This is a genomic window from Candidatus Methylomirabilis sp., from assembly GCA_036000645.1.
Taxonomy (GTDB): domain Bacteria; phylum Methylomirabilota; class Methylomirabilia; order Methylomirabilales; family JACPAU01; genus JACPAU01.
The window spans coordinates 1-13,697 of record DASYVA010000025.1 but is presented as its reverse complement, the minus strand read 5'-3'; the positions used below and the strand labels follow the sequence as shown (position 1 = coordinate 13,697).

Annotated in this window: 13 protein-coding genes; 12 read left to right on the top strand and 1 reads right to left on the bottom strand. The window is 70.6% G+C overall.

Annotated elements, in window-relative coordinates; genetic code table 11:
- From VGT06_01260 to pgl, 6 genes are all read left to right on the top strand, one after another.
- Positions 1-412 (top strand): FGGY-family carbohydrate kinase (locus VGT06_01260; GenBank protein HEV8661760.1); only part of this gene is annotated, 412 nt, incomplete at its 5' end.
- Entirely contained in the window at positions 412-2,115 is a 1,704-nt protein-coding gene (locus tag VGT06_01255) for a bifunctional transaldolase/phosoglucose isomerase (GenBank protein HEV8661759.1), read from the top strand. The genes VGT06_01260 and VGT06_01255, both read left to right, overlap by 1 nt.
- 28 nt (positions 2,116-2,143) lie before the next feature.
- Entirely contained in the window at positions 2,144-3,052 is a 909-nt protein-coding gene (gene gnd, locus VGT06_01250; protein ID HEV8661758.1) for a decarboxylating 6-phosphogluconate dehydrogenase, read from the top strand.
- Positions 3,053-3,123: 71 nt separating this feature from the next.
- Positions 3,124-4,590 (top strand): glucose-6-phosphate dehydrogenase, encoded by a 1,467-nt coding sequence (gene zwf, locus VGT06_01245; GenBank protein HEV8661757.1) that lies wholly within the window; start codon positions 3,124-3,126, stop codon positions 4,588-4,590.
- Positions 4,575-5,732, top strand: a complete 1,158-nt coding sequence (locus tag VGT06_01240) for a glucose-6-phosphate dehydrogenase assembly protein OpcA (protein HEV8661756.1) — start codon at positions 4,575-4,577, stop codon at positions 5,730-5,732. Before zwf ends, VGT06_01240 begins: the two co-directional genes overlap by 16 nt.
- Entirely contained in the window at positions 5,729-6,490 is a 762-nt protein-coding gene (gene pgl, locus VGT06_01235) for a 6-phosphogluconolactonase (protein HEV8661755.1), read from the top strand. The genes VGT06_01240 and pgl overlap by 4 nt, the downstream gene beginning before the upstream one ends.
- A 9-nt stretch (positions 6,491-6,499) precedes the next feature.
- Here pgl and VGT06_01230 read toward each other — a convergent pair whose 3' ends face one another.
- Positions 6,500-6,703 (bottom strand): heavy-metal-associated domain-containing protein, encoded by a 204-nt coding sequence (locus tag VGT06_01230; protein ID HEV8661754.1) that lies wholly within the window; start codon positions 6,701-6,703, stop codon positions 6,500-6,502.
- 340 nt (positions 6,704-7,043) lie between these two features.
- Here VGT06_01230 and VGT06_01225 point away from each other — a divergent pair, with 340 nt between their 5' ends.
- From VGT06_01225 to VGT06_01200, 6 genes are all read left to right on the top strand, one after another.
- Entirely contained in the window at positions 7,044-8,240 is a 1,197-nt protein-coding gene (locus VGT06_01225; protein HEV8661753.1) for a beta-propeller fold lactonase family protein, read from the top strand.
- A 69-nt stretch (positions 8,241-8,309) separates the two neighbouring features.
- Positions 8,310-9,908, top strand: a complete 1,599-nt coding sequence (locus VGT06_01220) for a sialidase family protein (GenBank protein HEV8661752.1) — start codon at positions 8,310-8,312, stop codon at positions 9,906-9,908.
- Between the two features lie 38 nt (positions 9,909-9,946).
- The gene (locus VGT06_01215; GenBank protein HEV8661751.1) at positions 9,947-10,927 is read left to right on the top strand and encodes an NHL repeat-containing protein; all 981 of its coding nucleotides are present in this window, start codon (positions 9,947-9,949) and stop codon (positions 10,925-10,927) included.
- A 226-nt stretch (positions 10,928-11,153) separates the two neighbouring features.
- On the top strand, positions 11,154-12,152 hold the full coding sequence (locus VGT06_01210) for a hypothetical protein (protein HEV8661750.1): 999 nt from the start codon (positions 11,154-11,156) through the stop codon (positions 12,150-12,152).
- 52 nt (positions 12,153-12,204) lie between these two features.
- Entirely contained in the window at positions 12,205-12,444 is a 240-nt protein-coding gene (locus tag VGT06_01205) for a DsrE family protein (GenBank protein HEV8661749.1), read from the top strand.
- Between the two features lie 431 nt (positions 12,445-12,875).
- The coding region (locus VGT06_01200) for a TolC family protein (GenBank protein HEV8661748.1) at positions 12,876-13,697 on the top strand (822 nt) is incomplete at its 3' end.

Here is a 13,697-nt window from a genome sequence, read left to right as displayed (position 1 = left end):
CGGCGCCCTGGTGGGGCTCCGCCTCGCGACTCGACCGATCGAGATCCTGCAGGCGGCGCTCGAGGCCATCGCCTACCGCTTCGCGCTCATCCGCGAGCTCCTGGGCCAGGTCCTCCCGGGGCCCACGGAGATCGTGGCCTCCGGGGGCGCGCTGCTCCGGTCCTCCGCCTGGATGCAGATGATGGCCAATGTCCTGGGGGAGCCGGTGATCGCCTCGGGCGAGCCGGAGGCCTCCAGCCGGGGCGCGGCCCTGGTGGCGCTCGAGGCGCTGGGGCACCTGCCCGATCTGGCGGCGGCGCCGGCCGCCCAGGGATCGACGTACTCCCCCGAGCGCGGCAAGCACCAACGCTACCGCGATGCCCTGAAGCGCCACCGCGCCCTCTACGACGCCCTGGTCGCCCGGAGGGAATGATGGACAGGCAGACGGCGGCACTCGGCCGCTACCAGCCAGCGGTCGAAGAGCGCCTCCGGGCGCTCGAGCGGCAGCGGGTGCCGGCTCGCCTCTGGGAGCGGGATCCCTCCCTCTGGACCGCCGATCCGGCGCGCCAGAAGGCCATCAAGAACCGCCTGGGCTGGCTGACGGTCACGGAGGCCATGGCCGCGCAATCGAGGAACCTGGCCGACTTCCTGCGGGGGCCTCGTCGCGCCGGCTTGAGCCACGCGCTGCTCCTCGGGATGGGCGGGAGCAGCCTCTGCCCCGAGGTCTTGCGCCTGACCTTCGGCGTCGCCCCCGGCGCCCTGGACCTTCGGGTTCTGGACACCACGGACCCGGCCGCCATCCGGGAAGTGGCGGAGGCGGCGGGACCGATCCGGACCCTGCACGTGGTCTCCTCCAAGTCCGGGACGACGGGGGAGACGCTCGCCCTCTTCCGGTTCTTTGAGGATCGGGTCCGGGCGGTGAAGGGGACGGCGGCCGGCGAGCACTTCGTCGCCATCACCGATCCCGGAACCCCTCTCGAGCGCCTGGCAGGGGAGCGGGGGTTCCGCCGGGTCTTCCTGAATCCGCCCGACATCGGGGGGCGCTACTCCGCCCTCTCCCTCTTCGGGTTGGTCCCGGCCGCCCTCCTCGGCATTGACGTGGGGGAGCTCATCCGGCGCGCGGACCGTCTCCTTCGCGCCTCCGCGTCCGGCGTGCCCGTCGAGAAGAACCCCGGGGTCCGGCTGGGGGTCATCCTCGGAGAGCTGGCGGCCGCCGGGCGGGACAAGGTCACCTTCGCGGCGGACGCGCCCCTCTCCTCCTTCGGCACCTGGGCCGAGCAGCTCCTGGCCGAGAGCACGGGGAAGGAGGGGAAAGGCCTGGTCCCGGTGGAGGGGGAGCCCCTCGGGGATCCCGAGGTGTACGGGGAGGACCGGCTCTTCGTCCACCTCAGCCTGGAGGGACGGGAGGACCCCTCGGCCCGCAACCGTCTGGAGGCCCTCGAGCGCGGCGGGCATCCGGTCATCCGGATCCGCCTCACCGACCCCCTGGACCTGGGCGCGGAGTTCTTCCGGTGGGAGCTGGCCACCGCCGTGGCCGGGATGCTCCTCGGCGTGAACCCCTTTGACGAGCCCAACGTCCAGGAGAGCAAGGACAACACCGACCGCCTCCTCCAGGAGGTCCGACGCGCCGGCCGGCTCCCCCAGGAGCGGCCGGCCCTCACGGCGGACGGCCTCGCCCTCACCGGGGACGTGGGCGGGGCCCAAACGCTCGAGGCGGCGCTGGGGGCGCACCTGAAGCGGGCCCGGGCCGGGGACTACGTGGCCCTGATGGCCTACCTCAACCCCTCGCCGGCGTACCGGGAGATCCTGCAGGCGATTCGTCTTGCCATCCGGGATGCGCGGCGCGTCGCCACGACGCTCGGGTTCGGGCCCCGCTTCCTCCACTCGACGGGCCAGCTCCACAAGGGCGGCCCGGGCAGCGGGCTCTTCCTCCAGATCACCGCGGAGGATGCTGCGGACCTTCCGATCCCCGGCGAGGCGTACACCTTCGGGCTCCTGAAGGCCGCCCAGGCGCTCGGGGACTTCCAGGCGCAGAGAGAGAAGGGGCGGCGGATCCTGCGCGTGCACCTGGGGGCGGACGTGGAGGCGGGGCTCCACCGCTTGCGGGCGGCGGTCGAGGCGGGACTCAAGGAATAGGCGGGTGCGCCGGAGAAAGGAGCGGGGGATGGAACTCGGCTTCGTCGGCCTCGGGCGGATGGGGGCCAGCATGGTCCAGCGCCTCCTGAAGGGAGGCCATCGGGTGGTGGCCTACGATCGGGACCCGAAGGCCACGGCCGCGGCGGTGAAGCAGGGGGCGGTCGCGGCGGCGTCGCTCCAGGACCTGGTCAAGCGGCTCAGTCCGGCCCGGGCCATCTGGCTCATGGTGCCGGCCGGGGATCCGGTGGCCCAGACGGTCGAGGCCCTCATGCCTCTCCTGCATGCCGGCGACACGATCGTGGAGGGGGGAAACTCCAACTATCAGGATTCCATCCGGCGGGCGGAAGCGCTGCGGGCGAAGGGGATCCAGTTCCTGGACGCCGGCGTGAGCGGGGGGGTCTGGGGACTCACGGAGGGCTACTGCCTCATGGTGGGAGGGGAGGAGGCGGCCGTCCGGCGGCTCGAGCCGGTCCTCCGGACGCTGGCGCCCGAGGAGGGCTACCTGCACGTCGGCGCAACCGGCGCCGGCCACTTCACCAAGATGATCCACAACGGGATCGAGTACGGGATGCTCCAGGCGTACGGCGAAGGCTTCGAGCTCCTGAAGGCCTCCCCCTTCACGCTCGACCTGGCCCGCCTGTCGCACCTCTGGAACCGGGGGAGCGTGATCCGCTCCTGGCTGTTAGAGCTGGCCGAGCGGGCCTTCCGCAACGACCCGGAGCTTGCCGGCATCCGCGGGTACGTGGAGGACTCGGGGGAGGGGCGCTGGACCGTGCTCGAGGCCGTCGCCCGGGAGGTGCCGGCCCCGGTCCTGACCCTCGCGCTCTTCGCCCGCTTCCGCTCGCGCCAGGAGGACTCCTTCGCGGCCAAGGTCATCGCCGCCCTCCGCAACGAGTTCGGCGGCCACGCGGTGAAGCGGGAGGGCCCCGCGTCGTGAGCGCCCAGGCAATCCCCGGAAACCCCTTGCGGGAGGGGCTCAGGCTCGAGCGGACTCCCGAGCCCTGCGCGATGGTCATCTTCGGGGCCTCGGGGGACCTGGCCCGGCGGAAGCTGGTCCCGGCGCTCTACAGCCTCGCCCGGGACCACCGGCTCCCCGCCGCCTTCTCGGTGGTCGGGATGGCCCGCTCCCCGCTGGGGACCGACGGCTTCCGGGAGCAGATGCGGGAGGCGACGGCCGCGCACGCCCGGCACCCGGTGGACCCGGCCCTCTGGGACAGCTTCGCGCGCAGCCTCTCCTACGTCGCCGGGGATCCCCGGGACCGCGCAACCTGCCGGCGCCTCCGGGAGCAGCTCGAGCGGCTGGACCGCGAGCGGGGGACGGAGGGGCGGCGGGTCTTCTACCTGGCCGTGCCCCCCAGCGTCGTCGGACCCCTCGTCCGGAATCTGGAGGCGGAGGGCCTCCACCGCGCCCCCGCCCCCGGCTGGGTGCGGGTCGTCATCGAGAAGCCCTTCGGCCGGGACCTCGAGACGGCGCGGGCCCTCAACCGGGAGATCCTGGGGGTCCTCGCCGAGGACCAGCTCTACCGGATCGACCATTACCTCGGGAAGGAAACCGTCCAGAACCTGCTGGTCTTCCGGTTCGCCAACGGGATCTTCGAGCCGGTCTGGAACCGGCGCTACGTGGACCACGTCCAGATCACGGTCGCCGAGGAGGTCGGGCTGGAGGGGCGGGGGGGCTACTACGAGGAGGCGGGCGCCCTCCGGGACATGATCCAGAACCACCTGCTGCAGCTGCTGGCCCTGGTCGCCATGGAGCCGCCGATCGCCTTCGAGGCCGGCCCCGTCCGGGACGAGAAGGTGAAGGTCCTGCGCGCCGTCCGCCCGCTCGATCGCGCCGAGGTGAACGCCCGCGTGGTCCGCGGGCAGTACGGCCGCGGGACGAGCGCCGGCGAGGCGGTCCCGGCGTACCGGGAGGAGGCCGGCGTCGCCCCGGACTCCGCGACGGAGACCTTCGCCGCCGTGACGCTCTTCCTGGACACGTGGCGGTGGGCGGACGTGCCGTTTTACCTCCGCTCGGGCAAGCGGCTCCCCAAGCGGGCCACGGAGATCGCCGTCCAGTTCCGCCGGGCCCCGCACCCGCTCCTCGGGCGGGCCGCCGCGGCCGCGCTCGAGCCCAACCTCCTGGCCCTCCGGATCCAGCCCGACGAGGGGATCACCCTCACCTTCGGCGCCAAGGTGCCGGGGCCGGCTCTCACGGTGCGGCCGGTGCACATGGACTTCCGGTACGGGAGCAGCTTCGCCGGGTCCGCCCCGACCGCCTACGAGCGGCTGCTCCTCGACTGCATGCTGGGGGAGGCGACGCTCTTCATCCGGGGGGATGAGGTGGAAGCCGCGTGGGCGGCCGTCACGCCCATGCTCGAGGCCTGGGGGGAGGAGCCCCCCCGCGACTTCCCCAACTACGAGGCCGGCACCTGGGGGCCGAAGGAGGCCGAGGAGATGCTGGCGCGGGAGGGACGGCGGTGGCGGCGCCTCTAAAGGGAGGGGCGGGAGCAGCCCCGGGCTCGCGGCTCGTTCCCGGCGCGCCGTCGCCCGTCCCGGTGCGGGCGGTGGAGGGGGAGCTGGCCCGCCTCCGGGAGGAAGCCACGCAGGCCCCGGACGCGTCTGCCGGCCCCGGGGCCCTCAGGGCGTGCACCCTGAACCTCGTGGTCGGTGCTCGCGGGGGAGAGGGGCCGGCAGACCTCGCCTCTGTGGTCGCGGAGATCATGGCCGAGCACCCGTGCCGGGTGCTTCTTCTCGTGGAAGACCCCGCCGGGGGCGCAGCGCCACAGGCCACGGTCGCCGCCGTCTGCCATCGCCCGGCCGCGGGCGGCGGGCTGGTGTGCGGGGAGCAGGTCCTCCTGGCCGCCAGCGCGGAAGGGCGCCGGGCGGTGGCCGGTGCTGCCGTTTCCCTCCTCGTTCCGGACCTTCCCGTGGCGCTCTGGTGGCGGGCGGGGTCTCTCGAGGCGGATGAGCGCTTCGCCCGCCTCGCGGGGTTGGCGGACCGGATCCTGCTCGACTCCGCGAGCCTGGCCGACGGCCGCCCCGACTTTTCCGCGATCACGGGTCTTGTGGAGCGATACCGGGACGCCGCCCTGACGGACCTGCAGTGGGGTCGCCTCACCCCCTGGCGGAGCCTGACCGCCCAGTTCTTCGATCCGCCCGAGATGCGGCCGTGCCTCACCCGGGTGGCGGAGGTGACCGTGGTCTTCGGGCCCCAGCCGTCGGGCGCGAGCCAGGGTCTTCTCTATGCGGGCTGGCTGGCGAGCCGCCTCGGCTGGCAAGGGGCCGGGGCGGGCCGGCGCGAGGCGGACGGCGAGATCCGGGCGACCCTGGAGCGAGAGGGGGGAAGGGTCCGCCTCCACCTCCGGCCCGCCGCGGCGGGGGGGACCGAGGGGCTCGTCGGCGTCTCGCTCCTGGCAGAAGGGGAGCCGCCGGCGCGGTTCCGGCTGGACCGGGCGGCGGACGGGGCGTGCGTCGTGAGCGAAGTTGAGCTCGGCGGGCGGCCTCCCCTCAGCCGCACCGTCTGCGTGGAAGAGCCGAGGGAGGGTGAGCTGATCCGCCAGGAGCTGCGCGTTACGGGGCGCGACCGGATCTTCGAGGAGGCGCTCCGCGCCGCCGCCGCCCTCGTCCCGCGATGAGGAGAGGGGGGCTTCGGATCTTCCCGGACCGGGAGGCGTTAAGCCGGGAGGCGGCCAGGCGGTTCGTCGCCGCGGCAAAGAAGGCCGTCCGGGCCCGGGGCCGGTTCACCGTCGCGTTCTCCGGCGGCTCCACCCCCGCCGACCTCTATTGCCTCCTGGCGACCTCCTCCCACCGCGAGGGGCTTCCCTGGGACCGGACCCACGTCTTCTGGGGGGACGAGCGCTGCGTGCCGCCGGAAGACCCGGCCAGCAACTACGGCGCCGCCCGCGCCCTGCTCCTGTTGCACGTTCCCATCCCCGCCGCCAACGTCCACCGGATGCGGGGGGAGGAGGAGCCCGTCCGGGCGGCCCTGGCGTACGAGGCCGAGCTGCGCGCGGTCTTCGGTCCCCCGGCGGGCGGCGTCCCCCGCTTCGACCTCCTCCTCCTCGGCCTCGGCGAGGACGGGCACACCGCCTCCCTGTTCCCGGGCTCGCCGGTTCTCCGCGAGACCGAGCGGCTGGTGGCCTCCCCGTTCGTGGAGTCCCTCTCCGCCTCCCGGCTGACGCTCACGCTGCCGGTCCTGAACGCGGCGCGGGAGATCCTGGTCCTCGTCGCCGGCGGCGGGAAGGCGGCCGCCCTGCGGGAAGCCCTGGAGGGGGACAGGGACGCGCTGCCGATCCAGCAGGTGAGGCCTCGCGCGGGCGTCCTCACCTGGCTCGTGGACGCCGCCGCGGCCGAGCTCCTCCGTCCCCGGGGCTCGCCGCCCTCCCCCGCCTGAGCGCGGCATTCAGGTCGCCGGGAAGCCCGCGCCCGTGAGCGCGCCCCGGATCCGGGTCTCCTCCACCCGCGCGGGGTCGTAGCGGACGGCGACGGTCTTGCGCTCGACCGAGACCTCGATCGCCTCGACCCCTGGGACCTTCCCGAGTGCCTCCCGGATCGTCCGGGCGCAGCCGTCGCACCGGATCGCCGGGACCTGATACGTCCGGTCCATCGTTCCTCCTCGCGGGCGCGCCTCGCCGTGCGGGGCCCGCGGGAGCATTCTTCCCGCCGCCGTGCACGTCTGTCAAGCGCCGGGACATCCCTTGACACCCCCCGCGATCCGGCCTAGATTTGCTGCACACTCCACAACTTGCCCGTCCAGCCCGCGGGGGAGGTTCGATGCCCCTGGCTCGGGTTCCTGGGCAGAGTCTCGACGCCCTCGTTCACTATGGCGATGCTCGGCGGAGGCGTTGGTCTGTTCGCAGCCCACCTGAGCCGCCTGCCGTCAGGGGCGCCGAGGAGGAGGGGGCAGCCGTGTGGTCTGGCCAAAGATGGGGGAAAGGGGGACGGCCGTGAACGCGCTTCCACGCTCCCGCCGGGTGCGGCACCCGTGGGTGGCATTGTGGTTCCTGCTACCGAGCGCGCTCGTCGCGTATCCGCAGCCCGTTCCCGCGGAGCTCATGATCACCGGGAACGACGAGAAGGTGACCTTCGATGACGGCGGCGTGCTCAGGTTCAGCGCGCCGGGCAGGGATACGATCTCGATCGTCGATATCTCGAACCGCGAGTCGCCGAAGATCATCGCCAGCCTCCCGCTGATGAACTCGATCTTCGGCCCCCCTTCCAATCTCGCGATCACGCCGGACGAGCGGCTGGCCATCGTCGCGAACGCCATGACCTGGGTCCAGGAGGGTGCCGCCTGGAAGCCGGTGCCCGACAACAAGCTCTACGTGATCGATCTCCGGGCCAGTCCGCCGAAACACATCGGGACGGTCGAAGTGGGCAAGCAGCCCTCGGGACTCGCCATCAACGCGCGCGGCGATCTGGCGCTGGTGGCGAATCGGGGGGACAATTCCATCAGCGTGGTGTCCATCGACGGGAACGAGGTGAAGCTCGTCGAGACGGTGCCGACCGGAGAGCAGGTGGCCGCCGTGGTGTTCACGCCGGACGGGAAGCGCGCCGTGGCGGCGAAGTTCCCCAACCACAAGGTGGCGCTCCTGGAAATTGACGGCCGGAAGGTCACGTACACCAAGTATGACATGCCGGTCGGGCTCTGGCCGTATAACCTGGACGTGACGCCGAACGGCAAGCTCGCGCTCACGGCCGATAACGGCAACGGGGGCCGGTCGGACGGGCACGTGGATACGGTCAGCGTCATCGACCTCGAGGCCAGCCCGCCGCGCGTCATTGACCGGGTGGTCGTCGGCGACGCCCCGGAGGGCTTCGCGATCAGCCCCACGGGCGAGATCGCGGTCGCCATCCTGCTGGGCGGCAGCGATGGGCCGAAGAACGCGCCCTTCTACAACAGGAACGGCCGCGTCGTCGTCCTCAAGATCGACGGCAAGAAGGTGACCAAAGCCGGCGAGGTCGAAGTGGGCGGCGTTCCGGAAGGCGTCGTGTTCAGCCCGGACGGCAAGTATCTGTACATCGGGAACTACACGGACAGGGATGTGTCCATCCTCAAGGTCGAGGGCACGAAGGTGACGGATACCGGGAAGCGCTTGCAGCTCCCCGGCCAGCCGGCGTCGATGCGCGGCCGGGCCCGGTAGAGGCGGGCGGGGCCGTTCGCCCTGGACGGCGGAGGGTCAGCGGGGCTCGGACCGCGCAGGAGGCGGGTCATGAACCGGAGAGCTTTTCACTCGATTCGGCTCGCGTTCCTTCTCATTGGGGTAGCAATGCTGGTTTCCTCGGCGGGGGCGGGCATTTTCCCCGCCGGTCCCCTCGTGCAAGTCTCGGGCGCCAGCCCGTTCGCGGCCTGCACCGTGGACAACGTCCCGGGCCAGCCCGGCGCGGTCTTCCTCCACAGCGAGGTCGAGCCGTGGATCGAGGTGGACCCGACCAATGCCTTGCACCTCGTCGGCGGCTGGCAGCAGGACCGCTGGTCGAATGGCGGGGCGCGGGGGAACGTGGCCGGCGTGAGCTTCGACGGCGGCCTCACCTGGGAAACCGTCGTCATCCCGAAAGTCACGCTGTGTTCGGGAGGCACCGCGGCCAACGGGGGAGACTTCAAGCGGGCCACCGACCCCTGGGTCACCTTTGCCGCGAATGGCGACGTGTACTTTTTCACCCTGTCACTCGACATCGAGGCGCCGTCGAACCGCCCGGCCGGCTTCGGCAAGAACGCCATGCTGGTGAGCAAGTCCGAGGACGGCGGGCTGACCTGGGGCGACCCGATCACCCTCATCCGGGACGAGGACCCGAAGTTCCTCAACGACAAGAACTCGATCACGGCCGACCCCTTCGACGCCGACTTCGTCTACGCTGTCTGGGACCGACTGGATGTCCCGGTGGGGACCATCATCCACCCCGAGCTCGTCCTGGGCTTCAAGGGCCCGGCGATGTTCTCTCGCACGACGAACGGGGGGCAGAGTTGGGAGCCCGCGCGGATCATCTACAACCCGGGCGGGAACAACCAGACCATCGGAAACCAGATCGTGGTACTCCCCGACGGCACCCTCCTCAACTTCTTCAACGAGATCCTGAACTTCAAGAACTCGGACAAGGGCAACATGTTCGAGTTCAACCTCGCGCTCATCCGGTCCACGAACAAGGGGGCCACCTGGAGCCAGGGGCAGCCCACCCGGGCGGCCAAGATGCAGTCCCTCGCCCTGTTCCGGGCGTTCGGCGTCGTCGATCCTGACGGTCTTGCCCCGACCGGAATCCGCACGGGCGACGTTCTGTTCGACGTTGCGGTGGACCTGAATCCCGGCAGCCCCGGCTTCGGCAACCTCTACGCCGTCTGGCAGGACGCGCGCTTCAGCGGCTTCGCCCGCGACGAGATCGCGTTCGCCATGTCCACGGACGGCGGCCGCACCTGGTCGGCCCCGGTCAAGATCAACCAGACCCCGAGCAACGTCCCGTCCGGGAACCGGCAGGCGTTCACCCCGAGCGTGCACGTCTCGGCCGACGGTATCGTCGGGGTGACCTACTACGACTTCCGGAACAACACTCCGAAGCCGAAGACGCTCCCGACCGACTACTTCATCGTGCACTGCCACCAGTCGGCCACCATCTCCTGCGCCAAGCCGGCCAACTGGGGGAATGAGGTCCAGCTCACCGACGCCTCCTTCGACATGCGGAAGGCGCCCTTTGCCCGGGGCTTCTTCACGGGCGACTACGAGGGGCTGACCGCGTCGGGAGACAAGCTCGGGGCGCTCTTCTCCATGCCCCACGGCGCCGATCCCGCCAGCGTCTTCTTCCGGCGCGTCGGCCCATAGCGGTGTTGGCAACGAACAAGCCGGTGGGGAGGGGAGTCATGGGGAGATGGTCTCTGGGGGCGTTCGTCGTCGGAGGATTGCTGCTTGTCGCGGCAGGTCCGGTGCAAGCGGATCACGATGGCGTGGTCCGCTTTGCCGTCCTGCCCAAGCCCGGTCCAGGGTTCCCCGAAGGGATTGCGGCCGACGCGGCCGGCAACATCTTCGTGGGAACGTTCGACTTTGGCACGGCCAATGTGGTCCACGTCTTCGGCCTGAGCGGCCGCCTCCGGGAGACGATCCCGTTGCCGACCGGGGTGGTTCCCCTCGGGCTGGCGGTCGACGGGGCGGGGGACCTTTACGTGGCGGATTTTCTCAACGGAAACGTACTCAGGTTGGTGCCCCCCAGCGGTACACCGGCCGCGACGTTCAATGTCTGCGGCGGGGTTGGAGCGGGGTGCGGCCTGAACGCCATCGCCTTCGACGCGGCCGGTGACCTCTTCGTCTCGGACTCGTTCGGAGGGAAGATCTTCAAGATCGACCTCCCGGGCGGGTCGGTGTCCACCTTCTTCGAGGGCGACCTCCTCGAGCCAGGAAGTCACGGCTTCCCTCCGTTCGGGGCGAATGGGCTCGCATTCAATGCGGCAGGGGACCTCTTTATCGCCAACACCGCCGATGACCGGATTCTCAAGCTGGACCTGCCGGCGAAGGCTTTGACCATCTTTGCGGAGAGTATCAACGGGGCCGACGGCATTGCCTTCGACGCCCTGGGGCGACTATGGGTCGCGGCCAACCAGGGGGACGAGGTCGTGGCCCTCAACATCAGCGGCCGGGTGATTGCTCGGCGCGGCTCCTTCGAGGGGGTTGGGCCCGACGGGGCTCCCCGGGGGCTTCTCTTCCCCGCGAGCATCGTCTTGAGCCGGGGGAGCATCTTCGTCACGAACCTGGCGCTCACGCTGACGGGGGCGGATGGCGACGAACCCGAGGAGGACGTCACCACCTTTACCGTGTCGCGGATCCCGGTCGGAGTCTCCGGGCGGTAAGTCCGCCATCATCGGTGACAGACATCCCTTGGGCGCCGGCACCTCCTTGCAACGCAGCCTGACCGTTCACGGGTTCACCACCAGGCCCAGCGGGGGCCGGAAGGGAGACGCTATGCGCACGGGGAGAGTTGTTGTGACCCTGTTATTCTTGGCGATGGCTCTGTGGGTCCCGAGGGTTGCGCAGGCTCAGGGCGTTTCGGAGCGCCTGACAGCGCTGGAGGCCACGGTGGCGGCCCTGCAGGCCGCCCTGGCGAGCGAGACGGCGGCGCGGCAGGCGGCGGACGCGGCGCTCCAGACGGCTATCAATAACGAGGCGGCAGCTCGCATGGCCGCTGACAGCACATTGCAGAACAACACTGACGCTGAGGGGGCAGCTCGCATTGCCGCTGACACCCAATTGCAGCAGAACATTGACGCTGAGGCGGCAGCTCGCGCTGCGGCTGACACCGCACTCCAAAGTCAGCTGGATACCGCGAATCTGGCCATCGGCACGCTGCAAACCGACGTGGCTGCCTTGCAGGCGGGCAACGCCCTCGTCCAGGCCCTGACTCCGCATGTAAGCGTGGTCCAGGGCGCGGTCAACGACCTCACCGGCCCCCACATCTTCATCACCGGAGCCAATGTCCACATTCAGAGCGGCTCAGGCGCCACGGACGACAGCATCTTTTTTCCCGGCGGCACGCTCACCGGCAAGGGGAACCTCATCGTGGGCTACAACGAGCAGCGTCCTTTCGGCTTCACGGCTGCCGCCCGGACCGGCTCCCACAACCTCGTTGTAGGGCCTAACCACGGCTTTTCGAGCGTTGGGGGACTTGTGGCGGGCCGCTTCAACACCGTCAGTGGCCCGTTTGCCACCGTCAGCGGAGGGAACATCAACACGGCCAGCGGAGAGCTTGCGAGCGTCAGCGGGGGCATCAGCAACGATGCCACCGGCAACTTTGCCAGCGTCAGCGGGGGGTTTAACAACGAGGCCAGCGGCACCCGTGCCAGCGTCAGTGGGGGCCAAAGCAACACGGCCAGCGGGGTCAGTGCCACCGTCAGCGGAGGTGCCCAGAACACAGCCAGCGGCAGCAGTGCTACCGTCAGCGGGGGCGAGAACAATACGGCCAGCGGCGGCTTCTCCGCCGTCAGCGGGGGCGGCAACAACACGGCCAGTCATCTCGACGCTACCGTCAGCGGAGGCTTCGGCCAGATCACCTCGGCCGATTCGCAGCACGTTCCGTAGTCGCCATGGCGGGGACTCCTGATCGGCTGAGGAAAGGAGGTGACGCAAGGTTATGGCGAAAATTCTCTTCATCGTGACCCATGGAACCGATGACCCCACGCGAGCCGCACTTCCCTTTGTGGCCGCAAAAGGTGCGCGTGACGCCGGCCACGGGGCATCCATCGAGCTGACAGGGGAGGCGGTGTGGCTCATGCGCGATACCGTCGCGGAGAATGCGAAAGGGGTCGGATGGCCAACCGTCAAGGAACTGCTCGGAGCAGTGATCGCGGCGGGCGTTCCGATCCACGTCTGAACGGGGTGAGCCCGCGCCCGCGGGATAACCGACCAGGATTTGGTCGGTAAGAATGCCTCATTCACAAACCCTGTCGAGTTTGCGAACCGCATCGTGGCGCACGACCGGGTCGTCTCGTTTTAGACCGCTATCGATCTAGGAAACCTTCCTACGGGTCGGGGGCCCTCCCGGATGCCCTTCGCCCGATCGCGGAGTTGCGTCGCGTGCGCCGGTGTGCGATGGTCCGCTAACTGAGCTCTCCTAAGTTCCCGCCGCTACGGCCCGCCTTTGCCATAATCGCTTGACGCTCGCGCAGAGGGTAGGATAGCCTCGCTCGAAGGCCGGTCAGATCACGCCGCCGCGCATCACGCCGCCGCCGGGGCTTGCCGCCGGGAGGGCGGGGCGCTCTGCCGGCGGCGCGAACTTTTTGGACCATCATCAGGGGGTGTGCCATGGACCGAGTGGGGTGCCGAGTCAGGGGAGCGCTGCTGGCCATCGGGATCGTTTGCCTGGCGGGCGGGGGCGTGGCCGGCGCAGCCGGGCCGAGGAACGGAACGCCGGACGGCGCGGCCCCCCCCGGCCCTCTCCGACTGACCCTCACGGCACAGGTCCCGGCCGAGCCATCGCCCCCCTCCGCCCCCTCCCTCACGGTCACGCCCGAGGGGACCCTCCCCCTCCCCCTGCGCGACGCCATCGCCCAGGCCCTCCGCCAGAACCTGGACCTGCTCATCGAGGGCTACAACCCCCAGGCGCGGACGCAGGAGGTCACCCGGGAGGACGCCGCCTTCGATCCCGCGGCCTTCGCCACGCTGATGCACAGCGAGTCCAAGACCCCCTCCGCCTCCACCGTGGGCGGCTTCACCGCCTTCGCCCACAGCGAGCGGGAGACCCAGACCGGGAACATCGGCCTGCGCAAGCGCTTCACCCTGGGGACCGAACTCGAGCTGGCCTTCAACAACGATCGAACCGACTTCAACTCGGCCAGCCAGGTGGTGAACCCGGGCTACCGGACCGACCTCACCCTGAGCCTCACCCAGCCGCTCCTGAAGAACTTCGGGTTCGAAGCGAATGAGACCCCGCTCCGCCTCGCCAAGGGCAACCTGACCATCGCCCAGGCCGTCCTCGCGCAGCGAGTGCAGGCGGTGGTGGTGGAGGTGGAGGGGGCGTACTGGGATCTGATCTTCGCCATCGAAGACCTGGAGTCCCGGCGCCGCTCCCTCCGTCTGGCGGAGGCGCTCGTCCGGCTCAACCAGGCGCGGGTCCGCGCCGGCGTC